General features: G+C 69.8%; 27 protein-coding genes. 11 read left to right on the plus strand and 16 right to left on the minus strand.

What is annotated here, in order from left to right:
• Positions 1–52: 52 nt before the first annotated feature.
• Entirely contained in the window at positions 53–232 is a 180-nt protein-coding gene (locus ACSMFO_RS27105) for a hypothetical protein (RefSeq protein ID WP_038510342.1), read from the plus strand.
• Positions 233–303: 71 nt separating this feature from the next.
• Complete coding sequence (locus ACSMFO_RS27110; protein ID WP_436460973.1) at positions 304–1,476, plus strand: acyl-CoA dehydrogenase family protein; 1,173 nt, start codon at positions 304–306, stop codon at positions 1,474–1,476.
• A gap of 7 nt (positions 1,477–1,483) precedes the next feature.
• On the opposite strand, the gene ACSMFO_RS27115 is transcribed toward ACSMFO_RS27110, so the two are convergent.
• Genes ACSMFO_RS27115 through ACSMFO_RS27125 form a run of 3 tightly spaced genes read right to left on the minus strand, consistent with a single transcriptional unit; the run spans position 1,484 to position 3,510 of the window.
• Positions 1,484–1,912, minus strand: a complete 429-nt coding sequence (locus tag ACSMFO_RS27115; RefSeq protein ID WP_436460974.1) for an NUDIX hydrolase — start codon at positions 1,910–1,912, stop codon at positions 1,484–1,486.
• Between the two features lie 10 nt (positions 1,913–1,922).
• Positions 1,923–2,813, minus strand: coding sequence for a transketolase family protein (locus ACSMFO_RS27120; protein WP_436460975.1), 891 nt, complete (start codon positions 2,811–2,813; stop codon positions 1,923–1,925).
• Positions 2,814–2,817: 4 nt separating this feature from the next.
• The gene (locus ACSMFO_RS27125) at positions 2,818–3,510 is read right to left on the minus strand and encodes a transketolase (protein ID WP_350580867.1); all 693 of its coding nucleotides are present in this window, start codon (positions 3,508–3,510) and stop codon (positions 2,818–2,820) included.
• Between the two features lie 52 nt (positions 3,511–3,562).
• Here ACSMFO_RS27125 and soxR point away from each other — a divergent pair, with 52 nt between their 5' ends.
• Positions 3,563–4,024 (plus strand): redox-sensitive transcriptional activator SoxR, encoded by a 462-nt coding sequence (gene soxR, locus ACSMFO_RS27130; protein WP_016335982.1) that lies wholly within the window; start codon positions 3,563–3,565, stop codon positions 4,022–4,024.
• 46 nt (positions 4,025–4,070) lie between these two features.
• A complete protein-coding gene (locus ACSMFO_RS27135; protein WP_360121584.1) occupies positions 4,071–4,619 on the plus strand; it encodes an RNA 2'-phosphotransferase in 549 nt (182 codons plus the stop codon).
• On the opposite strand, the gene ACSMFO_RS27140 is transcribed toward ACSMFO_RS27135, so the two are convergent.
• Positions 4,616–5,488: a hypothetical protein gene (locus tag ACSMFO_RS27140; RefSeq protein ID WP_436460976.1), complete on the minus strand. Its 873-nt coding sequence runs from the start codon at positions 5,486–5,488 to the stop codon at positions 4,616–4,618. The two genes, ACSMFO_RS27135 and ACSMFO_RS27140, sit on opposite strands and share 4 nt — an antisense overlap.
• A gap of 46 nt (positions 5,489–5,534) precedes the next feature.
• Positions 5,535–6,104, minus strand: a complete 570-nt coding sequence (locus ACSMFO_RS27145; RefSeq protein WP_378368931.1) for a TetR/AcrR family transcriptional regulator — start codon at positions 6,102–6,104, stop codon at positions 5,535–5,537.
• Between the two features lie 160 nt (positions 6,105–6,264).
• Here ACSMFO_RS27145 and ACSMFO_RS27150 point away from each other — a divergent pair, with 160 nt between their 5' ends.
• Positions 6,265–8,445, plus strand: a complete 2,181-nt coding sequence (locus tag ACSMFO_RS27150; protein WP_436460977.1) for an MMPL family transporter — start codon at positions 6,265–6,267, stop codon at positions 8,443–8,445.
• A gap of 466 nt (positions 8,446–8,911) precedes the next feature.
• Here the strand turns inward: ACSMFO_RS27150 and ACSMFO_RS27155 are convergent, their stop codons facing one another.
• Complete coding sequence (locus ACSMFO_RS27155; RefSeq protein ID WP_016335988.1) at positions 8,912–9,067, minus strand: hypothetical protein; 156 nt, start codon at positions 9,065–9,067, stop codon at positions 8,912–8,914.
• Positions 9,068–9,155: 88 nt separating this feature from the next.
• On the opposite strand from ACSMFO_RS27155, the gene ACSMFO_RS27160 reads away from it, so the two are divergent.
• The 3 genes from ACSMFO_RS27160 to ACSMFO_RS27170 are packed head-to-tail and all read left to right on the plus strand — an operon-like array spanning position 9,156 to position 10,533.
• Complete coding sequence (locus ACSMFO_RS27160) at positions 9,156–9,494, plus strand: ArsR/SmtB family transcription factor (protein WP_360089199.1); 339 nt, start codon at positions 9,156–9,158, stop codon at positions 9,492–9,494.
• 2 nt (positions 9,495–9,496) lie between these two features.
• Positions 9,497–9,961, plus strand: coding sequence for an SRPBCC family protein (locus ACSMFO_RS27165; protein ID WP_436460978.1), 465 nt, complete (start codon positions 9,497–9,499; stop codon positions 9,959–9,961).
• Positions 9,961–10,533 carry a dihydrofolate reductase family protein gene (locus ACSMFO_RS27170; protein ID WP_436460979.1) on the plus strand — a complete coding sequence of 191 codons (573 nt, stop codon included), beginning with the start codon at positions 9,961–9,963 and terminating at the stop codon, positions 10,531–10,533. The genes ACSMFO_RS27165 and ACSMFO_RS27170 overlap by 1 nt, the downstream gene beginning before the upstream one ends.
• A 17-nt stretch (positions 10,534–10,550) precedes the next feature.
• Here ACSMFO_RS27170 and hisB read toward each other — a convergent pair whose 3' ends face one another.
• Genes hisB through hisD form a run of 3 tightly spaced genes read right to left on the minus strand, consistent with a single transcriptional unit; the run spans position 10,551 to position 13,569 of the window.
• Positions 10,551–11,150 carry an imidazoleglycerol-phosphate dehydratase HisB gene (hisB, locus tag ACSMFO_RS27175; protein ID WP_340687538.1) on the minus strand — a complete coding sequence of 200 codons (600 nt, stop codon included), beginning with the start codon at positions 11,148–11,150 and terminating at the stop codon, positions 10,551–10,553.
• Positions 11,147–12,247 carry a histidinol-phosphate transaminase gene (locus ACSMFO_RS27180; protein WP_436460980.1) on the minus strand — a complete coding sequence of 367 codons (1,101 nt, stop codon included), beginning with the start codon at positions 12,245–12,247 and terminating at the stop codon, positions 11,147–11,149. The genes hisB and ACSMFO_RS27180 overlap by 4 nt, the downstream gene beginning before the upstream one ends.
• Positions 12,244–13,569, minus strand: a complete 1,326-nt coding sequence (hisD, locus tag ACSMFO_RS27185) for a histidinol dehydrogenase (protein WP_436460981.1) — start codon at positions 13,567–13,569, stop codon at positions 12,244–12,246. Before hisD ends, ACSMFO_RS27180 begins: the two co-directional genes overlap by 4 nt.
• Positions 13,570–13,652: 83 nt before the next feature.
• On the opposite strand from hisD, the gene ACSMFO_RS27190 reads away from it, so the two are divergent.
• On the plus strand, positions 13,653–14,447 hold the full coding sequence (locus tag ACSMFO_RS27190) for a carbon-nitrogen hydrolase family protein (RefSeq protein WP_436460982.1): 795 nt from the start codon (positions 13,653–13,655) through the stop codon (positions 14,445–14,447).
• Here the strand turns inward: ACSMFO_RS27190 and ACSMFO_RS27195 are convergent.
• Entirely contained in the window at positions 14,395–14,883 is a 489-nt protein-coding gene (locus ACSMFO_RS27195; protein WP_073848477.1) for an Lrp/AsnC family transcriptional regulator, read from the minus strand. The two genes, ACSMFO_RS27190 and ACSMFO_RS27195, sit on opposite strands and share 53 nt — an antisense overlap.
• 68 nt (positions 14,884–14,951) lie before the next feature.
• Between ACSMFO_RS27195 and ACSMFO_RS27200 the strand changes: the two genes are divergently transcribed.
• On the plus strand, positions 14,952–15,848 hold the full coding sequence (locus ACSMFO_RS27200) for an SMP-30/gluconolactonase/LRE family protein (RefSeq protein ID WP_436460983.1): 897 nt from the start codon (positions 14,952–14,954) through the stop codon (positions 15,846–15,848).
• Positions 15,849–15,869: 21 nt separating this feature from the next.
• Here the strand turns inward: ACSMFO_RS27200 and ACSMFO_RS27205 are convergent, their stop codons facing one another.
• Genes ACSMFO_RS27205 through eccB form a run of 3 tightly spaced genes read right to left on the minus strand, consistent with a single transcriptional unit; the run spans position 15,870 to position 18,684 of the window.
• Positions 15,870–16,526, minus strand: coding sequence for a response regulator (locus ACSMFO_RS27205; protein WP_038510296.1), 657 nt, complete (start codon positions 16,524–16,526; stop codon positions 15,870–15,872).
• Positions 16,523–17,245 carry a response regulator transcription factor gene (locus ACSMFO_RS27210; protein ID WP_350580833.1) on the minus strand — a complete coding sequence of 241 codons (723 nt, stop codon included), beginning with the start codon at positions 17,243–17,245 and terminating at the stop codon, positions 16,523–16,525. Before ACSMFO_RS27210 ends, ACSMFO_RS27205 begins: the two co-directional genes overlap by 4 nt.
• Before the next feature lie 14 nt (positions 17,246–17,259).
• Positions 17,260–18,684: a type VII secretion protein EccB gene (eccB, locus tag ACSMFO_RS27215; RefSeq protein ID WP_073848475.1), complete on the minus strand. Its 1,425-nt coding sequence runs from the start codon at positions 18,682–18,684 to the stop codon at positions 17,260–17,262.
• 147 nt (positions 18,685–18,831) lie between these two features.
• Between eccB and ACSMFO_RS27220 the strand changes: the two genes are divergently transcribed.
• A complete protein-coding gene (locus ACSMFO_RS27220; RefSeq protein WP_436460984.1) occupies positions 18,832–19,905 on the plus strand; it encodes a type VII secretion protein EccE in 1,074 nt (357 codons plus the stop codon).
• Between the two features lie 140 nt (positions 19,906–20,045).
• Here ACSMFO_RS27220 and eccD read toward each other — a convergent pair whose 3' ends face one another.
• The 3 genes from eccD to ACSMFO_RS27235 are packed head-to-tail and all read right to left on the minus strand — an operon-like array spanning position 20,046 to position 22,254.
• Entirely contained in the window at positions 20,046–21,422 is a 1,377-nt protein-coding gene (gene eccD / locus ACSMFO_RS27225) for a type VII secretion integral membrane protein EccD (RefSeq protein WP_073848473.1), read from the minus strand.
• Positions 21,419–21,748: a YbaB/EbfC family nucleoid-associated protein gene (locus ACSMFO_RS27230; RefSeq protein WP_016336001.1), complete on the minus strand. Its 330-nt coding sequence runs from the start codon at positions 21,746–21,748 to the stop codon at positions 21,419–21,421. The genes eccD and ACSMFO_RS27230 overlap by 4 nt, the downstream gene beginning before the upstream one ends.
• Positions 21,745–22,254 carry a hypothetical protein gene (locus tag ACSMFO_RS27235; RefSeq protein WP_436460985.1) on the minus strand — a complete coding sequence of 170 codons (510 nt, stop codon included), beginning with the start codon at positions 22,252–22,254 and terminating at the stop codon, positions 21,745–21,747. Before ACSMFO_RS27235 ends, ACSMFO_RS27230 begins: the two co-directional genes overlap by 4 nt.
• Positions 22,255–22,257: the final 3 nt, after the last annotated feature.

The following is a 22,257-nucleotide window of genomic DNA, read 5'->3' on the forward strand; positions in this document are numbered from 1 at the left end:
GCGACTCCGAGTGAAGGCCGGCGCAGGACCGCCCTGCACTTATGGAGGAACGATGCAGGACGCCGACGACCTGACCCGCCTGCTCAGCGCCTGGCGCGAGGACATCGACAGCGTGCCTTTCCCTACCTTCGCGGAGTTGCTGATCCCGGCACAGAAGCGGCGCTCCGCCCCGGCCCGGACGGCCACGGCATCGGTTCAGGTGACGAAGACCACCGGATGGCGCGATCGCTGACACTCGACTCCGGTCGCGTGTGTGGTTTTCTTCTTGAGGAAGCGACCCACCGAGCCGACCAGGAGTGACGCATGAGCAGCAGCCCGGATCCGCGCGACTTCCTCGATCTCGACGCCGAGCTCTCCGCCGAGGACCGGGCCATGCGCGACGCCGTGCGCTCCTACGCGCACGACCAGCTGCTCCCGAACATCGCCGAATGGTACGAAACGGGCGTCCTGCCCGCCGCCGAGCTCGCCAAGGGGTTCGGGCAACTCGGGCTGCTCGGCATGCACCTGGAGGGCTACGGCTGCGCGGGTACCAGCGCGGTCGCCTACGGCATCGCCTGCCGCGAACTCGAGGCCGTCGACTCCGGGCTGCGCAGCTTCGTCTCGGTGCAGGGTTCGCTGGCGATGTACGCGATCCACAAATGGGGCACCGAGGAGCACAAGCAGGAGTGGCTGCCGCGGATGGCCGCCGGTGAGGCGCTCGGCTGCTTCGGCCTGACCGAACCGGACGCAGGCAGCGACCCCGGCAGCATGCGGACGCGCGCGGTGCGCGACGGCTCCGACTGGGTGCTGAGCGGCACGAAGATGTGGATCACCAACGGAACCGTGGCCGACGTCGCGGTCGTCTGGGCGCAGACCGACGAAGGCGTGCGCGGCTTCGTCGTCCCCACGAACACGCCGGGCTTCACCGCGAACGAGGTCAAGCACAAGCTGTCGCTGCGGGCCTCGCTGACCGCGGAACTCGTGCTCGATGGCGTCCGCCTGCCGGATTCGGCGGCGTTCCCCGAGGTCAGGGGGCTGCGCGGACCGCTGTCCTGCCTGAACGAGGCGCGCTACGGGATCCTGTTCGGCGTCGTCGGCGCCGCGCGCTCCTGCTACGAGTCCGCGCTGGAGTACACGCTGAGCCGGGAACAGTTCGGCAAACCGCTGGCCGGATTCCAGCTCACCCAGCGCAAACTCGCCGACCTCGTCGTCGAGGTCAACCGCGCCGGGCTGGTCGCACTGCGGATCGGGCGGCTCAAGGACGCCGGGACGCTGCACCACAACCACGTCAGCTTCGGCAAGCTCGCCAACGTCCGCTCCGCGCTGGAGGTCGCCAGGACGGCGCGCGGAATGCTCGGCGCCAACGGGATCTCGCTGGAATACCCGGTGATGCGGCATATGTCGAACCTGGAAACCGTGCTGACCTACGAGGGCACCGAGGAGATGCACGCGCTCTCGCTCGGCCAGTCGGTCACCGGGCTGGCCGCTTTCCGCTGAGCGGCGATCAGTCCCGCGCGGAAAGGAGATCCGCGAGCCCGTCCGGGTAGAGGATCGCCTTGCCGCTCGCCACGTCGGCCATCGGCAGCCAGTGCACGCGGGCGCCGTCGTCGAGGACGACGCCGACCTCGTCGCGCTCGTAGAACGCCTTGTCGATGAGGTCGGCGGTGAACAGGAACACGATCTCGTGTCCCGGCCTGCCTTCGAAGGTGAACACGTTCTCCAGCACGGCGATCTGCTCGACCGAGGTCAGCTCCGCCGCGAGTTCCTCCTGGAATTCGCGGTGCAGCGCCTCGGCGGCGGTCTCGCCGAACTCGATGCCGCCGCCCAGCGGCCGGTGGTAGGTCACGCCTTTGGTGTGGTCGCGGCCTTCGAACACGAGAAGGTCTTCGCCGCGGCGGATGACCCCGAGCGCGAGCGGGCGGATCTTCGTCATCCCGGTGACGCTAGCGGAGGAATTCCTTGACGGACAAGGCGATCGAACCGGCGTCGAGACCGTGCGCGAGGTCGTGATCGGCCATTTCGCCGTAGATCCGGACTTCCGCGTCGCGCCGGACGCCCAGCGACAGCAGCCGGTGCGACGTTTCGGACAAGGCGTCCGCCACCGCGTGCGCCGAGGTTCCCGCGAGGTAGGGCTCGACCAGTACGACGTCGGTGCTGCCCGCGGCCTCGACGGCCGAACGCAGCCCGGCGGCGTCGAACGGCCGGATCGTCGACGTGTAGAGCACGGTGACGTCGAGATCGGTGGTCGCTTCCAGCACCCTGTCGAGCATCGGCCCGACGGCCACCACCACGCCCCGCCCGCCTTCGCGCAGTGTCTGCAGGCCCGCGCCCAGATGCGCTTTCGCGTTCTCCTGCGCGGAAAGCCGGAGATAGACGCGCCCGGTGCCGGGGATGGACTCGAGCAGCAGCCGCCGTGCTTCCTCGGGGTGACCCGGCACGTGCACGGTCCAGCCCGGCAACGTGTCGATGAGGGCGACGTCGCCGGGCGCCTGATGCGTCCGCCCGGCGGTCGGCATGTCGTAGGACGCGCCCGACGACACCAGCACGGCGCCGACGTCCTGATGTCCGAGATCGAGTTTGACCTGCTCGAAAGCCCGCTCCACGAGGAACGACGAGAAGGTGTGGACGATCGGGCGCATCCCGGCCAGCGCCAGCCCGCCCGCGGTGCTCATCATCAGTTGCTCGCGGATGCCGACGTTCAGCACCCGGTCGGGATGTTTCCGCGCGGCGAAGGCGAGTTGTGCCGCGGAGATGTCGGCGAGCACGACGGCGACGTTCGCGTCGGTGTCGAGCACTTCGGCGGCGGCTTCCAGGAACGTTTCGCGCATGTTCACGGGTTCAGGCCTTTCGCTCGACGGTCGCGACCACGGCGAGCGGCCGGTCCGGATGGGGTGTGGTGAGGGCTTCGTGGAGCGCGTCGTGGTCGCGGCCGTCGACGGTGCGCGTCGTCCAGCCCTCGACCTCGAACCGGCGCGCGATCCCGCCGGGCCAGCCGTGCGTCGCCGAGGAGTTGTCGACGACGACGGCGGTCAGCTGCGGCATGCCGATGCGGCCGGCGACCGCGATGGCCTCTTGGTTGGAGCCCTCGTCGAGTTCCGCGTCGCCGACGAGGGTGACGACCTTGGCGTCACGGAATCCCTTGGCGCGCAGGCCGAACACGGTGCCGATGGCGAGCGGGAGCCCGTGCCCGAGCGAGCCGCTGGAGATCTCGGCCACCGGCAGCCTCGCCCGGTCCGGATGGTGGCCGAGCCGGGACTCGGCCGAAGTCCAGTCCGCGAGTTCCTCCTCGTGGATGAAGCCCTTCTTCGCCAGCACCGCGTAATAGGCCATCGGGCCGTGGCCCTTCGACAGCAGGAAACGGTCGCGGCCGGGCTCGCGGACGTTCTCCGGGGTGATGTCGAGCACACGGTCGTAGAGCACCCATAAGACGTCCACAGTGGACTCCGCGGCGGCCTGATGCTTCTCGTCCCCGGTCATCAGCGAGATCAGCCGCGGCAGATCCTCGTAGCCGGTCTTGATGTCAGTGGTCATGAACCGAGGTTGCAACCTCGACTTAGGTCGAAGTCAAGGCTAGCCTGGCGACGTGACGAGACTGGCTGAACACCTGAGCATCGGACAGGTCGCCGACCGCAGCGGCGTGCCCCATACGGCTTTGCGTTTCTACGAGGACAAAGGGCTGATCAGCTCCGAACGCTCGGCGGGCAACCAGCGGCGGTACTCGCGTTCGGTGCTGCGCAGGATCGCCTTCATCCGCGCCGCGCAACGGGTCGGCCTCAGCCTGGACGACATCAGCTCGGCACTGGAGACCCTACCCAAGGACCACGCCCCCACCAAGGCCGACTGGGCCCGCCTTTCGCGGGGCTGGCAGGACGAGCTCGACGCGCGGATCGACGCTTTGCAGCGCCTGCGCGACCGGCTGACCGGCTGCGTCGGCTGCGGCTGCCTTTCCCTGCGCAGCTGCGGGCTCTACAACGCCGACGACCAGATGTCGCGGTTCGGCCCCGGCGCGGGCAAACTGCGCCCGGCTTCCGAGGGCGGCATCTGAATTCCGTTGCCACGCGGGGGCCGGATGTGGGTCACTGTGACTCGAAATGGACAAGAAACACCTCATCCGGGCCTCGAAACGACTCTCCCGGCATCTGCGGCACGCACCCGGCGACATCGGGATCACCCTCACCCCCGACGGCTGGGTCGAAGTCGACACGCTTTTGGCGGCCTTGCGGCGCAACGGCTTGAAGCTCACCCGCGCCGAACTCGACGAAGTCGTCGAGGGCAACGACAAACGGCGCTTCGCCTTCGACGAGGACGGGCTGCGGATCCGCGCCAGCCAGGGCCACAGTGTCGACGTCGACCTCGCGCTGCCGGCGGCGATTCCGCCGGACGTGCTCTACCACGGCACGGTTTCCCGGTTCCTCGACGCGATCATGTACGAGGGGCTCCGGCCGATGAACCGGCACGCCGTGCATCTCTCGGCGACCGTGGACACCGCGCGGGCCGTCGGGGCGCGGCGCGGCGTCCCGGTGCTGCTCGCCGTCGACGCACGGGAGATGACGGCCGCCGGGCACGAATTCCAGGTGAGCGCCAACGGTGTCTGGCTCACCGCCGCCGTTCCGCCGGAGTTCCTGCGGCGGCTCCCCTAGATCAGGCCGTTGGCCCTCAGTAGCCCCAGGGTGCCCACGGTGAACATGCCGTTCCATTCCAGCGCGGCCGCGGGCGAATAGCTGGTGTAGTCGACCCGCCAGCCCCCGTCTTCGTGCTGTCCGCCCGCCACCCGCCGCAGATCCGCTTCGATGACCTCGGGCCGGAACAGCTTCCGCGCCGGGCCTCCGGGTTCAGGGGCGAAATCGAGGGGGCGCATGGCCTCGCCCTCGATGCCGCCGCCGACGGCGACCACCCCGTCGGCCGGAAGGAACCGGCCGAGCTTCTCGACCAGACGCGTGTCGCCCAGGGCGTCCACCAGCTTCATCGCGAAGGCGAGCACGAGTGCGTGCGGTGCCTCGTCGAGCTTTTCGATCTCGCCGAGGCAGTAGCTCGTCGCCTTCGCCAGCCACGGATGCGCGGCGACCGCGGGATCGTGCGCCGCGACGCGATGGGCGGTGACCGCGAGGATCGCGGTGATCTGCAACGAGGAGACCGACGGATCCGCGTTCGCCCAGAACGGCGCGCTGCCGAACGGATCCGGCATCGGGACCGCGAACGGGATCCCGCCGTCGGGCAGGGAAATCGATTCGAGCCAGTCGCAGAGTTCGGCCGCGCGCGGACTGGTCGCCGGGCCGACGTCGGCGAAGACCTCGAAAGCGTGCAGCGCGCCACCGGGCTGGCTCGTCGCCGAGCGGCAGTCGGGTTCCAGTCCGTGGCCGTAACCGCCGTCGGGATTGCGGTACGCCTCCAGCGCGGCGAGCGCCGCCGCCGGGTCACCGTCGCGGAAAAGGACCTCGAAGCGCCGCCTGTCGAGCACCCGGGCCTGAGTGGCCATGAACGTGGCCGCCGTCGTCAGATCGATGTTCATACCGACAGGGTCGCGTGGATCGCGGCCGCCGTCTTGAACACATCGGTCACGAACGGCGGCGCGGGCGGTTGTAGAGCTTGCGCCCGACGGCCAGGAGCGTTTCGCGCAGCGTTTCGTCGTCGAGCGAGGCGACCTCGGGCGAGCCGCCGGCGACGGCGATCCCCGCCAGCAGCACCTGGGCGGTCACGGTCGCGGTGAGATCCGGATCCGGGCCGACGAGGATCTCCATCAGCCGGTTCTTGAAACTGTCCGAGCTGTGCACGGACTTCTCGATCGCGCGGGCGATACCGGGGTCACTGGAGAACAGGGCGACCAGCGAACGGTGCCGCACCACGAGATCGACGAAACCGTCCAGCAGGTGGTCGATCTGCGCGCCCCGGGTGCGCTGGGCGCGGGCGTCGTCGACGATGCCCTCCAGCTCGCGCAGCACGGGCTCGGCGACCGACTCGGTGATCTCCGCCTTCGTCTTGAAGTGGTAGTAGACGGCGGCCTTCGTGACGCCGAGGGCGTCCGCGATCATCTGCAGCGAGGTGCCTTCCACGCCGTGTTCGGTGAACAACCGCAACGCCGTGCCCAGTAGTCGCGTGCGGGTGTCCTCCGCGTGGACGACGTCCATGTTCCCTCCTCGTTCAGCCGTCGGAGATTACGTCAAGCGGGCCCGCGTGGCCAAACGAGTACTAGCCGTGCGGCTAGTCACACACTTGCCGATCGGCTTGTAGGCCCCTAGCCGATCGGCTAGCTTGGAATGAACCTGATCGAGTGAACGGGAGAGTTCTGTGGCCAGCTTCCTCTACCGCCTGGGCCGGTTCTCGTTCCGGCGCCGGGCACTGGTGACGGCGGTGTGGGCCGCCGTCCTGGTGGCCCTCGGCGCGGGAGCGCTGACCCTGTCCGGCCAGCTTTCGAACTCGGTGACCATCCCCGGCACCGAGTCGCAGAAGGCGATCGACCAGCTCGCCGACCGGTTCCCGGAGGCCGCCGCCGGTGGTGCGACGGCGCGCGTCGTCATCTCGACGCCCGGCGACATCACCGACGCCGCCGGCCAGGCGGCGATCACGGGACTCGTCAAGGGCCTCGAAAACGCTCCCAAGGTCGCCGGCGTGGTCAACCCGCTGCAGATGCAGGCGATCTCCCCCGACAAACACGTCGCGCTGGCGCAGGTCTCCTATCGCGTGCCGGGCTTCGAGCTCACCGACGCCGACCGCGACGGCCTGATGGCCGCCGCCGATTCCGCCAAGGCGGCCGGGTACACCGTGGAATTCGGCGGTGACGCCGTCCAGGCGATGCCCGCGACCAACGCCACCGAAGGCCTCGGTGTAGCCGTCGCCGCGGTCGTCCTGATCATCACGTTCGGCTCGCTGCTCGCCGCCGGGATCCCGCTGCTGACCGCGCTCATCGGCGTCGGCATCGGCATGGCGGGGATCACGACGGCGTCCGGTTTCCTCGAACTGAACACGAACACGCCGGTGCTCGCGCTGATGATCGGCCTCGCCGTCGGCATCGACTACGCGCTCTTCATCGTTTCCCGCTACCGGCACGAACTCTCCATCGGCCGCGATCCTGAGGAAGCCGCCGGGCGGGCCACCGGCACCGCGGGCTCGGCCGTGGTGTTCGCCGGGCTGACCGTCATCATCGCGCTGGCGGGCCTGACCGTCGTCGGCATCCCGTTCCTCGGCGAGATGGGGATCGCAGCCGCGATCACCGTCGCCATCGCGGTCGTCATCGCGCTCACCCTGCTGCCCGCCATCCTCGGTTTCGCGGGCGGCAAGCTGGCGGGCGGCAAGATCCGCCTGCGCCGCAAGGAAAGCGCGACGACACACGGTGAGCGCTGGGCGAAGTTCGTCGCCCGCCACCGGATCCCGGTGCTGATCGCCGCGATCGCCGGGCTCGCGATCGTCGCCGTGCCCGCCGCGAGCATGCAGCTCGGCCTGCCGAACGACAGCACCGCCGCGCCGGACACCACCCAGCGCAAGGCCTACGACACCGTCGCCCGCAGCTTCGGCGAAGGCGCCAACGGCCCGCTGGTGATCGTCGTCGACCTGAGCGGCAGCACCGATCGGCAAGCCGCGCTCCAGCAGGCGGCCGCGGGCATCGGCGGCCTCCCCGAACGCCCGATCGTCACGCCGCCCAAGACCAACCGCAGTGGTGACCTGGCGTTGCTGACCGTCATCCCGAAGAGCGGTCCGAGCAGCACCGCGACCGAAGACCTCGTCAGCGACATCCGCGGCCTGAACGCGGGGCTGGGTTCGGCCACCGGCGCGTCGCTGGCCGTGACCGGCCAGTCCGCGGCCAACATCGACGTCTCGGAGAAACTCGCCGACGCGATGCTGCCGTATCTCGCGCTGATCGTCGGGCTCGCGTTCCTGTTGCTGATGCTGGTGTTCCGCTCGATCGTCGTCCCGCTGAAGGCGACACTGGGCTTCCTCGGCTCCGTGGTCGCGACGTTCGGCGCCGTGGTGGCCGTGTTCCAGTGGGGCTGGCTCACCGACCTGCTCGGCGTGAAGACGACCGGGCCGATCATGAGCATGCTGCCGATCCTGCTCATCGGCGTGCTGTTCGGGCTCGCGATGGACTACCAGGTGTTCCTGGTGACCCGGATGCGGGAGGAATACGTCCACGGCGCCGACCCGCAGCAGGCGATGGTGACCGGTTTCCGGCACGGCTCCCGCGTCGTGGTCGCCGCCGCGCTGATCATGATCAGCGTGTTCGCCGGCTTCGTGCTCGCGGAATCCTCGCTGATCCAGTCGATCGGGTTCGCGCTGGCCTTCGGGGTGCTGGTGGACGCGTTCGTGATCCGGATGACCATCGTGCCGGCGCTGATGTCGCTGCTCGGCCGCGGTGCGTGGTGGCTGCCGAAGTGGCTGGATCGCGTGCTGCCCGATGTCGACGTCGAAGGCGAGAAGCTCGCGAAGCAGCTTGATGCGCCTGATGAGCGGGAGCTGGTCGACGCCTCGAAGTAGCCGCCGTTGCAGCGTGGCACCCGCATAAGTACGTGAAGGCCCCTTCACTGCCCTAGACGCCAGGATCCCGGCAAGTCGCATAAGCGCTGGTCAAGCGACTGACAGGAGCTCACTGCATCGGCCTGTCATCTTCTCGAGTGTCCACAAGAGACACTTTCGGAGTGACGATGCCCGATTCGGGCGTTTTGCGCAGGGGTCGTGAGTGGCGATGAGCGTTAGAACCCTCATTACCACTCACGACCCTGGCTGAAAACCGTGCATATGCACACCAAACGGACATCCAGCTATCAAATGGTGTCCTTTGTGGACAAGGTTCGCTCAAGTCCTCTGGCGGCAACCCTCGTCCGGGGCACAGTCCGAATCATCAAGAGTGGCACCCACCAGCGCTTATGCGACTTTGCCGGGGCCATGGCGCTAGACGCAGCGAAGGGGGCCTTCACGTACTCGGGTCAGAGAAGCCGCAAAGTCAGGCCAGCCAGGCGATGGCGCCGCCGATGGCCAGCAGCGCGCCGATCCCCAGCACGACGGCCATGAACTTGACGCTCTTCCAGGTCGCGTAGACGCCGCCGATCAGGAAGCCGCCGAGCGCGAACAGCAGCACAGCGATGGTCGTGTTACTCACGACCGCCACCCTGCCACACGCCCGCGAGCCGGACCGCGCCGGGCTCGCACCTTGTCACCGGGACCGGACCCGGCTAACGTACAACCACATGGTTGTACTTCGTGAGGAGAGCGAGGAGTCGCTCAACCAGCTCTTCCGCGCCTTGGCCGACGGCACCCGCCGCGACATCCTGGCGCGGGCGATCGCGGAAGCGCCGACGGTGTCCGGGCTCGCCGCGCACTACGAGATGAGCTTCGCCGCCGTGCAGAAACACGTCGCCGTGCTCCAGCGCGCCGGGCTCGTGCGGAAGCGCGCCAACGGCCGCGAACAGCTGGTGTCGACCGACCGCGAGCGGCTCAAGCGCGCCACCGAGCTTCTCGATTCCTACGAAGTCCTTTGGCGCCAACGGGTGGCGCAGCTCGACGATGTCCTCCGGGAAGGAGAATGACGATGCCGATCACCTCGGTCACCAAAGATCCCGAGAAACTCCACCTCACCGTCGTGGCGGACTTTCCCGTTTCGCAAGAACGCCTCTGGGCGGCTTGGGAGGATCCAAGACAACTAGAACGCTTCTGGGGGCCGCCGTTCGCGCCCGCCACGTTCACCCATCACGATTTCCGGCCGGGAGGCCGCGCCGAATACTTCCTGACCGGACCCAACGGGGAGAAGTGGCCCAATTCCTGGAAGTTCGCCGCGGTGAATCCCATCGACTTCTTCGAGGCGGAGGACGGCGACGACAACGACGAGAACATGCCCACCTCGATGACTTTCACCTTCAAGACGACATCGACGGGATCCCGGATGATCCACGTGACGCGCTTTTCCAGCGTCGAAGCCATGGAGAAGACGATTCCCGGGATGGAAGAGGGGTTCCGCGCCGCGATACCCCAGCTCGACGCACTGCTGGAGGCGTGATGAGGAAGCTCAAGATCATCGAACACATCTCGCTCGACGGCGTGATCCAGCATTCCGAGGACGGGAACGGCTTCCCGTACAGCGGCTGGAACATGCCCTACCGGACCCCCGCCGGCCGGGAAGCCCTCCTGGCCGCGCACACCGAACGCTTCGACCTGTTGCTGGGCCGCCGCACCTACGACCTCTGGTCGGAATTCTGGCCGGACGCGCCGAGCGAGCCGTTCGCGGACCGGCTCAAGGCGGCGACGAAGTTCGTCGTCACCCACCGGTCGGAAAGCCTGAAATGGGGCCCGTTCGAGGGGATCGGCCCGGACGTCGTCGAAGGCGTACGCCGTCTCAAGGCGCAGGACGGTCCCGACCTCATCCTCTCGGGCAGTTCCACGCTGACGTCGACACTGCTCGAAGACGGGCTCGCGGACGAAGTCGTGCTGGCCGTCTATCCGCTTCTTTTGGGCACGGGCAAGCGTTTCTTCGCCGAAGGAACGCCCGCCCAGACCCTGGACTTCGTCGGCTCGACGACGACTCCGTCCGGCGTCCAGCTCACCACCTACCACCCCACCGGACGCATTTAGTCCTCTGGATGCGGGGGTTAGAGGACGCCCTTCGTGGACGGGATGCCGCCCGCCCGCGGGTCCGGCTCGGTCGCGGCACGCAGCGCCCGCGCGACGGCCTTGTACTCGGCCTCCGCGATGTGGTGCGGGTCGCGGCCGTGCAGCACCCGCACGTGCAGCGCGATCTGCGCGTGGAACGACAGCGAGTCGAACACGTGCCGCGTCAGTACGAACGGGTAGTTCCCGCCGATGGTGAAGCTGGTGAACTGCTCGGGCTCGCCCAGGTGCACGCAGTACGGCCGCCCGGAGACGTCGATCGCGGCGTGCGCGAGGGTTTCGTCCATCGGGATCCACGCGTCGCCGAACCGGCGGATACCGCTCTTGTCGCCGAGCGCCTGCCGCAGCGCCTGGCCGAGCACGATCGCGGTGTCCTCGACGGTGTGGTGCGCGTCGATGTGCACGTCACCGGTCGCCTGCACCTTGAGGTCGAGCGAGCCGTGCACGCCGAACGCGGTGAGCATGTGGTCGTAGAACGGGACACCGGTGTCGATCTCCACCTGGCCCGTGCCGTCCAGATCGAGCTGGACCGAAATGGACGATTCCTTGGTGGTGCGGTCCACCTTGCCGACGCGACTCATCGCGGCACCTCCTTGCTGGCCTCGAGAAAGGCGTCGTTCTCTTCCGGCGTGCCGATGGTCACCCGCAGGTGCCCGGCGATGCCGACGTCCCTGATCAGCACGCCGTTGTCCAAATAGGACTTCCAGGTCGCCGGCGCGTCCGCGAACCGTCCGAAGAGGACGAAGTTCGCGTCACTCGGGACCGGCGTGAATCCCAAGCCCAGCAACGACTCCACCACGCGGTCGCGTTCGGCCGCGAGTTTGGCGACCGAGGCGAGGGTGGCGTCCGCGTGCCGCAGCGCGGCGCGCGCGGCGGCCTGCGTGAGCTTCGAGAGGTGGTACGGCAGGCGCACCAGCTGCAGCGCGTCGACGATCGCGGGCGCCGCCGCGAGATAGCCGAGCCGTCCGCCCGCGAAGGCGAACGCCTTGCTCATCGTGCGCGACACGATCAGCTTCGACGGGTACTCGTCGATCAGCTCGACGGCGCTCGGCTGCGACGAGAACTCCGCGTACGCCTCGTCGACCACCACGATGCCCGGCGCCGCTTCGAGCAGTCCGCGCAACTCGTCGAACGGGATCGACCCGCCGGTCGGGTTGTTCGGGCTGGTCACGAACACGATGTCCGGACGGCGTTCGCGCACCAGCGCGGCCGCCTTCTCGGTGTCGAGCGTGAAATCGTCGCGGCGCGGCACCGGCAGCCAGTCGGTGCGGGTGCCCGCCGAGATGATCGGGTGCATCGAGTACGACGGCTCGAAGCCCAGCGCCGACCGGCCGGGACCGCCGAAGGCCTGCAGGATCTGTTGCAGGATCTCGTTGGAGCCGTTGGCGGCCCACACGTTCGACTCCGAGACCAGCACACCGGTGGACACCGCGACGTAGTCCGCGAGGTCCTGGCGCAGCGCGACGGCGTCGCGATCCGGGTACCGGTGCAGCGAAGCGGCCTCGGCGCGGACGGCCTCGGCGACGTCGGCCACCAGCGCGTCCGGCGGCGGGTACGGGTTTTCGTTGGTGTTGAGCCGGATCGGCACGTCGAGCTGCGGTGCGCCGTACGGGGTCTTGCCCCGCAGGTCCTCCCGCAGCGGGAGCGCGTCGAGCGTGATCTCCTCGCCGATGCTCATGCCCGCTCCCCCTCGAACCGCGCCGTGATGGCCTCGCCGTGCGCGGGCAGGTCTTCGGCGTTCGCCAGCGCGACGACGCGGCCGGCGATCTCGCGCAACGCGTCCTGGCTGTAGTCGACGACGTGCACGCCCTTGAGGAAGCTCTGCACCGAAAGCCCGGACGAGTGCCGCGCGAATCCGCCGGTGGGCAGCACGTGGTTGGACCCGGCGCAGTAGTCGCCGAGCGAGACCGGCGCGTACGCCCCGACGAAGATCGCGCCGGCGTTGCGCACACGGGCCGCCACCGCACGCGCGTCCGCGGTCTGGATCTCCAAGTGCTCCGCCGCGTACGCGTCGACGACCCGGATCCCGTCGTCCACAGTGGACACGAGGATGATGCCGGACTGCTTGCCGCCCAAGGCCTCCGTCACCCGCTCGGAGTGCTTGGTCGCGGCCACGCGACCGGTGAGCTCCTTGTCGACGGCGTCCGCGAGCTCCTCGGACGTGGTGACGAGCACACTCGCGGCGAGCGGGTCGTGCTCGGCCTGGCTGATCAGGTCGGCGGCGACGTGCACCGGGTCCGCGGTCTCGTCGGCGAGGATCGCGATCTCGGTCGGGCCCGCCTCGGAGTCGATGCCGATGATGCCGCGCAGCAGCCGTTTGGCCGCGGTGAGGTAGATGTTGCCGGGCCCGGTGACGATGTCGACGGGCTCCAGAGTCGTGCCGTCGGTGTCGGTGCCGCCGTAAGCGAGCAGCGCGACGGCCTGCGCGCCGCCGACGGCCCAGACCTCGTCGACGCCGAGCAGTTCGGCGGCGGCCAGGATCGTCGGGTGCGGGAGCCCGCCGAACGCGGCCTGCGGCGGCGAGCACAGGACGAGCGTGCCGACGCCGGCGATCTGCGCCGGGACGACGTTCATCACCACGGTCGAGGGGTACACCGCGAGCCCACCCGGCGCGTACAGCCCGACGCGCTCGACGGGGATCCAGCGCTCGGTGACGGTGCCGCCGTCGACGACCTCGGTCGTGACGTCCTGACGGCGCTGATCGCCGTGGACCTTGCGGGCGCGGACGATGGACTCCTCCAGCGCCTCGCGGACGGCCGGGTCCAGGTTCGCGAGCGCGCTGGTCAGCTCCGAGGCGGCCACGCGGACACCACCGGGGCGGACCTTGTCGAACTTCTCGGTGTACTCGAGGACCGCCTCGACGCCGCGATCGCGGACCGCCTCGACCACCGGCCGTACGTGATGCAGCGCCGCGTCCACGTCGTACTCGGCACGCGGGAGCGTGCTCCTGAGTTCGGCAACGGACGGGACCAGTCCACGCAGGTCGGTACGGTTCAGCATGGGTCAAGGGTACGAGGTGGCCGGATCGCGCCGAGCAGGCACACTGGGGGGTGACCAGCGATCCCACGATGAGGGAGGCCTCCGTGCCGCGAATCGGGTTGTGCCAGCTCACGGCGGCCGAGGATCCCGAGACGAACCTGAAGCTGATTCGCGAAGGCGTGACGGCCGCGGCGGCCGAAGGCGCGCGGATCGTGGTGTTCCCCGAGGCGGCGATGGCGCGCTTCGGCATCCCGCTCGCGCCCGTGGCGCAACCTTTGGACGGTCCCTGGGCGTCCACAGTGGCGGCCCTCGCCGACGAGCACGGCGTCGTGGTCGTCGCGGGCATGTTCACTCCGTCGCCCGACGGACGCGTGAGCAACACGCTGCTCGTCACCGGCGCCGGACATCACTTCGGCTACGACAAGATCCACCTGTACGACGCGTTCGGGTTCGCCGAGTCGGACACGGTCGCCCCGGGGACCGCCCCGGCCACCTTCGAGCTCGACGGCGTGACCTTCGGCGTCGCGACCTGTTACGACATCCGCTTCCCCGAACTGTTCCGGAAGCTGGCCGACGACGGCGCCGACATCGTCCTCGTGCCCACTTCCTGGGGCGCGGGCGAGGGCAAACGCGAGCAGTGGGAGGTGCTGGTGCGCGCCCGCGCGCTCGACTCCGGCTGCTGGGTGCTGGGCTGCGGGCAGGCCGATCCGGCCACGACCTCGACCCCGGTGAACCCCAAGGCGCCGACCGGGATCGGCTACTCCACGGTGTCCGACGGTTTCGGCCGCCTCCACACCCAGCTGGGCGCCGGGCCGGAACTGGTGATCGTCGACATCGACCCCGCGGTCAGCGGGAAGGCCCGGGCGGCGACGGGGGTTCTGGCGAACCGTCGCCTGTAGCGTCCACCGAGCGCTCGAAGAAGGATTCGAGCACCACGATCGTCTGCGTCCCGGTCACGCCCTCGATCGCGTACAGCCTGCGCAAGGACGCCTGCAGCTCTTCGGTGGTCGGCGTGCGCACCTTCACCAGCAGCGAGGCCGGGCCCGCGATGATGTGCGCCTCGACGACCTCCGGCAGCGCTTCCAGCGCCGCCTTGGTCGGCGGATCGCCCATCCACGAGCCCGCCTCGACCAGCACGAACGCCATCACGCCCCGGCCGACGGCCGCCGGGTCGACATCGACGGTCGTGCGCCGGATGACGCCCTGTTCGCGCAGTTTGCGGACCCGCTCGTGCGCGGCGCCCGCGGACAGCCCGACCGCCTTGCCGAGCGCGGCGTACGCCTGAGTCGCGTCCTGCTGCAAGGCGGTGAGCAACATGCGATCCACGTCATCCATGGGTTGACCATATCAAGTTCGGCGGTTCATGATGATCGCAATATCTCATTCGGAACACTGGGGTTCTCATGGACATGGTCAAGGCGCAGTTCGAACTGCTCGACGAGCGGTTCGCCCGCGTCAACGGGGACGAGTGGATGCGACGGCTGCACACCGGCTGCCGGTGGACCGAGGGGCCCGCCTACTTCCCCGCCGGGCGGTACCTGGTGTTCAGCGACATCCCGAACGACCGGGTCCTGCGCTGGGACGAGACCACGGGCGCGGTCGGGGTGTTCCGCGAGCCCGCCGGATTCCACAACGGGCACACCGTGGACCGGCAGGGCAGGCTCGTCAGCTGCGAACAGGGCAACCGCCGGGTGACGCGCACCGAGCACGACGGCACGACCACCGTCCTCGCGGAGACCTATCAGGGCAAGAGGTTCAACAGCCCCAACGACGTCGTCGAGTCCTCGGACGGCGCGATCTGGTTCACCGACCCGAGTTACGGCATCGACAGCGATTACGAGGGCCATCAAGCCGAGAGCGAGATCGGCGCCTGTCACGTCTACCGCGTCGATCCGGTGGACGGTTCGGTGCGGATCGTCGCGGACGACTTCTCGCGTCCGAACGGGCTGGCGTTCTCGCTCGACGAGTCGCTGCTCTACATCGCGGACACGCGGCAGAATCCCAGCCACATCAGGGTTTTCTCGGTGGACGACGGCCGGCTTTCCGGCGGCGAGGTCTTCGCGACGAGTGACGCCGGTGGTTTCGACGGCGTGCGCCTGGACGCCGCCGGGCGGGTCTGGGCCGCCGCGCACGACGGCCTGCACTGCTTCGCGCCCGACGGCACGCGGATCGGGAAGCTGCGGGTGCCGGAGGTCTGTTCGAACCTGACCTTCGGCGGGCCGCGGCGGAACGACCTGTTCATCACCGCGTCCAGTTCGGTGTACACGCTGCGGGTGAACTTCTCGGCCCCCCGCGTTTAGAGGACGAAACGCGGAGGGGGTCTAGCGCAGCAGGCCTTCCCGGATCGCCACGCGGACGAAGCCGGCGCGCCGCCGCTCGCCGGTCTTGTCCCGGATCCGGTCGAGGTAGGACCGCACCGTCCGCACGCTGATGTTCAGGATCTCCGCCACGTCGACGTCCCGTTCCCCGGCCGCGACCAGCCGCAGGACCTGCTTCTCCCGCTCGGAGAGGACGATCTTGGGCCCGGCGTGGCGGTCTTCGCTGTCCTGGATGATCATCCCGGCCAGCGTCGGCGACACGTACGCGTTGTCGTCGGCGATGGTGCGGATGGCGCGCAGGAGTTCGTCGCCGTCGACGTCCTTGGACAGGAAGCCCTTCGCCCCGGCCTGCATGGCGCCCAGGACCTCGGGTTGCTCGGCGTGCGCGGACACCACGAGCACCTTGTGCCCCATCTGCCCCACTTCGAGCACCGCGGCGGCGTCCTGGACACCGCGCAGCTTGAGGTCGAGGACGACCACGCTGCCGGGCGGCTGCTCCTGGACGGCGAACCGTGCGACGGAGTCCGCGACAGCGCCCAGCTCGATGTCGGGCGCTTCGGTGAGGACACGCGCGACGGCGTCCCGGTACAGCGGATGATCCTCGATCACCCCGACGTTGATCGTTTTACCGCGTTTCGGCTGCTGCTCGTCTGCGTTCACCGGCGTCCTTCGAATCCGCCCGCGTCGGCGCGGGGCGCGACCGGCCGAGACGGACCGGGCACCTCCGGCGGAGACGCGAGCCCGAGCTGGATGGCCTTGCGGACCAGACCGGCCCGCCTTCTCTCTCCGAGTTTGTCACGGATCCGGTCCAGATAACCGCGGACCGTCCGAACTCCGATGCCCAGGATGCGGGCGATGTCGACGTCGCGTTCGCCCGCCGCGACGAGCCGCAGCACCTGCTTCTCCCGCGCGGAGAGCGCGACGTCCGGAGCCGCCACGGGGCGGTCGGCGTTGTCCTTGATGATCATTCCGGCCACCACCGCGGAAACGTAGGCCCGGCCGCGCGCGACCGTCCTGATCGCGGTCAGCAGCTCGTCGACGTCGACGTCCTTGGACAGGAAACCCTTGGCACCGGCCGCGATCGCGCCGAGCACCTGCTCGGGCTCGGCCTGCGCGGACACCACGAGCACGTGATGCCCCAGTTCGCACACCTGGAGCACGGCCGCCGCCCCGGCGATCCCCGGCAGGCCGAGGTCGAGCAGCACCACGCTGCCGGGCGGCTGCGGATGCACGTGGAACCGGGCGACCGAATCGACCACCGCGCCCAGTTCGATACCTTCGGCCTCGGTGAGGACCCGGACGACGGCGTGCCGGTACAACGGATGGTCTTCGATCACCGCGACGTCGACCCGGTCGGTCTCCGGCCTGTCTTCGGTCATCTGCACGTTCCCGATCACCCCGTCCCACCCGCCGCGGACACCGCACGACCCGCTTGCGCCGGATCCAGCGCGGGACCGCGCGGAACCAGTGCCAGCAATCCATTCGGAACCGGTTGCCGTTCGGCTTGGCCGTAGCCGAGGGAAGCGAGTGCCTCAGTGCTCGCCACCGGGTACTTCTGGCCCGTGTCGGTGACGACGTAGACCGTGCCGGAACCGGATTCCGCCACCACCGCGCCCCCCGACGGGGGCACGAAGACGGCGTCGGCGACCAACGCGTCCGTCCGCGCCGTCACCGGGATCGCCTTCGCACCTTGCGGCAACGGGACCTGTGCGGAGATAACGATTCGAGAACCCTGTGCGCATAACGTCACGGACTGTCCGGTAACGGGCGCTTTTCGCGGGATCCGGTCCGGATACTCCGCGGGATCGGCCCCGCCCGCCCTCGCCGTGCCGACCTTCGCCACCGCGGCGACGTCGGCCGCGCGCACCGCGACGGGCGCCGGGACGCCGGTGTAGGCGTCGGCGTTCTGCGGGGTGTTGATCAGCAGGCTCGCCTCGGTCTGGCCGATCGGTTCGAGCCCTTCGGCGCGGACGAGGTAGTACGACGTCGCGTCGTTGGGCGACGCCATCGCGTCGATGACGCCGAGCACCGAGCCGACCTTCGTCGAGACGCCGCCGACCTTCGGGCCGGGCCGCCCGGCGTCGTCGACCGCGCGGTAGGCCAGATCGCGTCCGGCGGCGACGGTGCCGACCCACCGGGAGGACACCGCGATCGCCGGGTAGGTGTCGAACTGCAACGCCGTGGCGGCTTCGGAAGTGAGCTTGTAGCGGCGCCCGGCCGTCACGAGGTAGCGCTCCCCCTCGGGGACGCGGACCACGACGGCCTGATCCCTCGGCAGGTCGATCCCGGCGGCGGGCGCGCCGAGGAGCACCGTCGTCTCCGGTTCGGCCGACGCGGGCGCGTCCTGGGTCGTGCGCGAGCAGCTCGTCCACGGGGTGTTCACGAGCGCGGCCGCCGCGGGCAGCGAGTCGGGGGCGCCGGGAATGCCGATCTGCGAACCCCTCGGCGCCTTCGCGAGCTTGTCCGATGGGACGGTCACAGTGGCCTCGCCGTTGCCGCCCGCCATCAGCCGCGCGGAGGCGTAGTTGAGCACCGGATGCAGAGCGCCGTCCTGACCGAGGATGTAGCGCGCGCCGGTGCCCTCCTCGACGATCACCTTGCCGCCCGCCAGCCAGTCCTTGCCGCCGGAGGGGTTCAGCAGGCCGATCACGCCGAACACCGCGGTGACCAGCAACGCCACGCCGAGTCCGCACAGCGTGCCGATGACGAGCCTGCGGCTCGGGGCGACCGGATGGTTGGCGTCAGCCGAGACCAGTGCCGAAACCAGTCTCCTGCGGAGGAATTGGTAGGCCTGGATCTGGTCCCGCTGCGTCCACACGCTCCCGTCCCCCGCCGTTCGTGCCCACCCGTTTCGAGGGTGCTCACGTTAGGTCCGGCCCAGGTTCGCGGTGAGGGTATTTTTTACGCCCCTCCCCCGCGCGGGGCGGGGCTACCGTCGGGCGCGTGCACGGAGAAGGGGAAGTCCTTGTCGGTTGATGCCCCGGCCCGCCCGGCCCAGGAACACGCTCCCGCGCGAGGTGTCGCGGGTGCGGCGCCACTGCCCTGGCTGCTACCGGTCCGCCCGCTGCAGGCGGCGCTCTGGGAGATCGCCGGGATCGCCATCCTGCTGGCCTTCACCGTCGACGGGATCCCGCAGGCCGCGCGGATCAGCATCACCGCCGTCGCCGGCGTCCTCGTGCTGACGACTTCGGTCCGTTTCGCCGGACGCCATGCCGCGGGCTGGCTGCTCACTTGGGCCGGTTACCGGCTGAAGCGCCGGGAAAAGCACGAAGTCCCCGATCCTCTGCACCGGCTCGCCGGACCGGCCCGGGTGCGTCAGCACGTCGACCGCGCGGGCAACCGGTTCGGCGTCGCCGAGGTGAGCGACGGATGGAGCGCCATCGTCCGGCTCACCCCCGGTGCCGTGGCGCCGACACCGGACCTGCTCGTCGGCATCCTGCGTGACACGTACACGAACACCGGAATCCCTTTGTCCAGCGCGCAACTGCTGACCTGGACCGTCCCCAATGGACAGTCGGTGCTGCGCGTCCGCTGGCTCACCGTCCGGTACCGGCCCGAGGACGCGCCGATCGCGGCGCTCGCCAGGGGCGGCGGGGAACTGGGCGCGCTGCGGAGCACCGCCTGCGCGGCGCTGTCCCTCATGGGCGCGCTGGCCGAAGCCGGGTTCGAGAGCACCGTGCTCGAAGCCGGTGAGGTGGCGGAAAACCTGCGCGTCGCGCTCGGCAGCGGCCAGGGCGCGCCGGTCGACGGCTGGCGTTCCTGGGACTGGGGCGGCGCGTCGCAGGCCTGCTACCGGCCGCGGTCCGAGCGGGATCTCGCGCGGACACTGGATCTTCACGTCCCCGGCTCGGCGTTCACCGCGACTTCGTACACGCTGTACCGCTCCCCGGGCGGGCGCGAGAAGTCCGAGGTGACCATCCGGGTCGGCGGGCGGCCGGGGGCGGAAACGGTGCGGCCGGGCGGGATCGCGGTGACCCCACTGCACGGACGGCACGCGGCTGCGGTCCGGCGGACCCTGCCGCTGGCGCTGGAGAACTGAGGGGACGGTCCGTGGAGGGTTCCTTTCTTCTCTGAGGGTAGGGAAGGAATCCTCCACGGACGTGACGCATTTCGTCCTCTGAATACGGTCGTTGCGTCGCGCAACGATCGCATTCAGAGGACGAAATGCGGGAAGAGGGATCAGCCTCGCACGGCCTCGTAGACGCCCGCGATCATGCCGACGAACGGGATCAGCGAGAGCAGCACCAGGAACTCGACGATATCGAGAGTCCTTGCCCAGTAAGGGGAACGCCGTCCCTTCGCGACACGCGTCGCGTAGGTGAGACAGACGCCCGCCGCGACCACGACGGCACAGCCGGCGGCGAAGACGAACGAGCGCGGACCGCCCGCCGCGAGCCAGAAACCGGCCGCCGCCAAGGCCGCCGCGCCGAAACCGACGAGCACGAGCCGCTGCGAACGGCCGGCGAACGCCCGCGAGCGCAGCATCAGCGCCAGGCCCAGCAGCGCGCACAGCCCCGCTTCCCAGGCCCCGCCGGACGACGACAGGACCACCGACGCCGAGACCACGACGAGCCCGAGCGCGACGAGCAGCCCGGTCAGCAACGCCTGCGCGTACGTCGTCCCGCCGACCATGTCCTCGCCGAGCGAGGGGTTCTCGTCGGCACGGAACGAGTCCATGTCGTCCGGCACCCGCGGCAGCGGCAGCCTGCCGAGACGCAGCGCCATCATCGGCGCCACCGCGGCCAGTGCCGTCGCCACGACGGCGACCACGGCGGCCGCCGAAACCGGTCGGACGTCGGCCAGCAGGACGACGGCGGTGGTGATCGCGCCGAGTCCGGCCGCGACGGTCACCGCGACGAACCACGGCAACCGGTCCGCGACCGAAACGGCCGCGATCACGCCGTACACGGTCACCACCGCGAGCCCGGCGGCCAGCGGGCCCGCCGACAGGGAGAACAGTGGATGCGGCGACAGGATCGACATCCCGGCCAGCAGGGCAGCGCCGACCCCGGCGAGGGCACCGGCGGCACCGGCCTCCGCGTCGCCGTACGCGCGGCTCAGCGCGCCGCCGCCCAGCACCAGGACCAGCGCGAGCAGCCCTGTCCCGATCGGCGCGAGCACACTCCCGGACGCCGCCGCCTGCACCAGCAGCCCACCGGCGAGCAGCAGCACCACGGACGCGACGATGCCCGCCTTGCGCGCCACCGACGGTCCCCAGCGGCCGGTGCCCGCCTCGGCGACGCTGGCGATCGAGTCGACGACGTCGTCGAACAGCAGCGGACCCCGCGGGCGTTCCCGCGGGGTCAGATGGAGGACTTCGCCGTCGCGCACCTGTGCGGCGGCCACAGTGAGCCCGAGCGCGAGCGGCGCGCCGCCGAGGCGGGACAGCACCCAGCCGGGATGTTCGGCCGACGCCTGCCCCGAGGCACCCGCGAGCCGCACGAGCTGCGGGACGAGTTCGGCGAACGTGCTCTGTTGCGGCAGCGCCACATCGACGCGCGCCCGCGGTGTCACCACCGTGACGCGCCGGGTGGAGCCCGCGATCGCGGCCGTCATGCTTCGATCGACTTGGCGGACTCGATGACCGGGGCGAACTTCGCGCTGCTGGCCTCGGCCAGCTTCTGCAGCCCGTTGTTGACCGCCTCCAGCACGATCTCCGAGAGGTTGCGCGCGTCGTACTGACGCACCGCGCGCGGGTCGATGTCGATCGAGGTGAACCGGCCGTCCCCGCGCAGCACGACGGTGACCTCGTTCTGCCGGGAGTGCGCCTTGACCTCCATCGCCTCGACCGAACGCTGGATGCGCTGCACCTCTTCGGTCTGCTTGCGGACCTGGTCCAGCAACTCGTCCATGTCCGGCATGGCGTAGGGGTCGGTGGTCACGAGTCTTCTCCTTCATCTGCGGTGGTGTCCCGCCGGACGTGGACACTGCCCACGAACCGCCGGAAGTCGTCGCCGAGGCCGCGGGCCGCCTCGGGGGTCGCGGTGCAGGCGATCTCGAGGATCAGCCGCTCGGCCGGGCTCGCCCCCGGCACGGTCAGCTGCACCTGCGTCTGGACGAGGTCCTGTCCTTCGCCGGTGCGGATACGCAGCACCTGCGTCACGCCCGGCGCGATGCCGGTGCCGATCACCTTGCGCCGCACCACTTCGAGCGCGGCCATGGACCGGCCGAGGCGTTCGACGGCCTCGTCGGCGATGTCGGTGATCTGCGCCTGGTCCGGGCGTTGCCCGACGCTCAGGGTGATGTTGGGGGTGAACTCCGACTCGGTCCCGCGGTGCACCGCCACGAAGACGGCGCCCTCGGCACCGACGGACGACGGCTCGACCGGCACCCAGCCGTCAGGGATGTCGAAGCCGAGCGGAAGGGAGACCCGGTCCTGTGTCGCCATGTC

It is taken from the genome of Amycolatopsis sp. w19 (genome assembly GCF_051373225.1).
Taxonomy (GTDB): Bacteria; Actinomycetota; Actinomycetes; order Mycobacteriales; family Pseudonocardiaceae; genus Amycolatopsis; species Amycolatopsis japonica.

What these genes read in the sequence shown, in the direction of transcription:
- ACSMFO_RS27105 (WP_038510342.1), top strand. Translation starts at nt 53, where the DNA reads ATGCAGGACGCCGACGACCTGACCCGCCTGCTCAGCGCCTGGCGCGAG.
- ACSMFO_RS27110 (WP_436460973.1), top strand. Translation starts at nt 304, where the DNA reads ATGAGCAGCAGCCCGGATCCGCGCGACTTCCTCGATCTCGACGCCGAG.
- ACSMFO_RS27115 (WP_436460974.1), bottom strand. Translation starts at nt 1,912, where the DNA reads ATGACGAAGATCCGCCCGCTCGCGCTCGGGGTCATCCGCCGCGGCGAA.
- ACSMFO_RS27125 (WP_350580867.1), bottom strand. Translation starts at nt 3,510, where the DNA reads ATGACCACTGACATCAAGACCGGCTACGAGGATCTGCCGCGGCTGATC.
- ACSMFO_RS27135 (WP_360121584.1), top strand. Translation starts at nt 4,071, where the DNA reads ATGGACAAGAAACACCTCATCCGGGCCTCGAAACGACTCTCCCGGCAT.
- ACSMFO_RS27140 (WP_436460976.1), bottom strand. Translation starts at nt 5,488, where the DNA reads ATGAACATCGATCTGACGACGGCGGCCACGTTCATGGCCACTCAGGCC.
- ACSMFO_RS27145 (WP_378368931.1), bottom strand. Translation starts at nt 6,104, where the DNA reads ATGGACGTCGTCCACGCGGAGGACACCCGCACGCGACTACTGGGCACG.
- ACSMFO_RS27160 (WP_360089199.1), top strand. Translation starts at nt 9,156, where the DNA reads ATGGTTGTACTTCGTGAGGAGAGCGAGGAGTCGCTCAACCAGCTCTTC.
- ACSMFO_RS27165 (WP_436460978.1), top strand. Translation starts at nt 9,497, where the DNA reads ATGCCGATCACCTCGGTCACCAAAGATCCCGAGAAACTCCACCTCACC.
- ACSMFO_RS27170 (WP_436460979.1), top strand. Translation starts at nt 9,961, where the DNA reads ATGAGGAAGCTCAAGATCATCGAACACATCTCGCTCGACGGCGTGATC.
- hisB (WP_340687538.1), bottom strand. Translation starts at nt 11,150, where the DNA reads ATGAGTCGCGTCGGCAAGGTGGACCGCACCACCAAGGAATCGTCCATT.
- ACSMFO_RS27180 (WP_436460980.1), bottom strand. Translation starts at nt 12,247, where the DNA reads ATGAGCATCGGCGAGGAGATCACGCTCGACGCGCTCCCGCTGCGGGAG.
- hisD (WP_436460981.1), bottom strand. Translation starts at nt 13,569, where the DNA reads ATGCTGAACCGTACCGACCTGCGTGGACTGGTCCCGTCCGTTGCCGAA.
- ACSMFO_RS27195 (WP_073848477.1), bottom strand. Translation starts at nt 14,883, where the DNA reads ATGGATGACGTGGATCGCATGTTGCTCACCGCCTTGCAGCAGGACGCG.
- ACSMFO_RS27200 (WP_436460983.1), top strand. Translation starts at nt 14,952, where the DNA reads ATGGACATGGTCAAGGCGCAGTTCGAACTGCTCGACGAGCGGTTCGCC.
- ACSMFO_RS27210 (WP_350580833.1), bottom strand. Translation starts at nt 17,245, where the DNA reads ATGACCGAAGACAGGCCGGAGACCGACCGGGTCGACGTCGCGGTGATC.
- eccD (WP_073848473.1), bottom strand. Translation starts at nt 21,422, where the DNA reads ATGACGGCCGCGATCGCGGGCTCCACCCGGCGCGTCACGGTGGTGACA.
- ACSMFO_RS27235 (WP_436460985.1), bottom strand. Translation starts at nt 22,254, where the DNA reads ATGGCGACACAGGACCGGGTCTCCCTTCCGCTCGGCTTCGACATCCCT.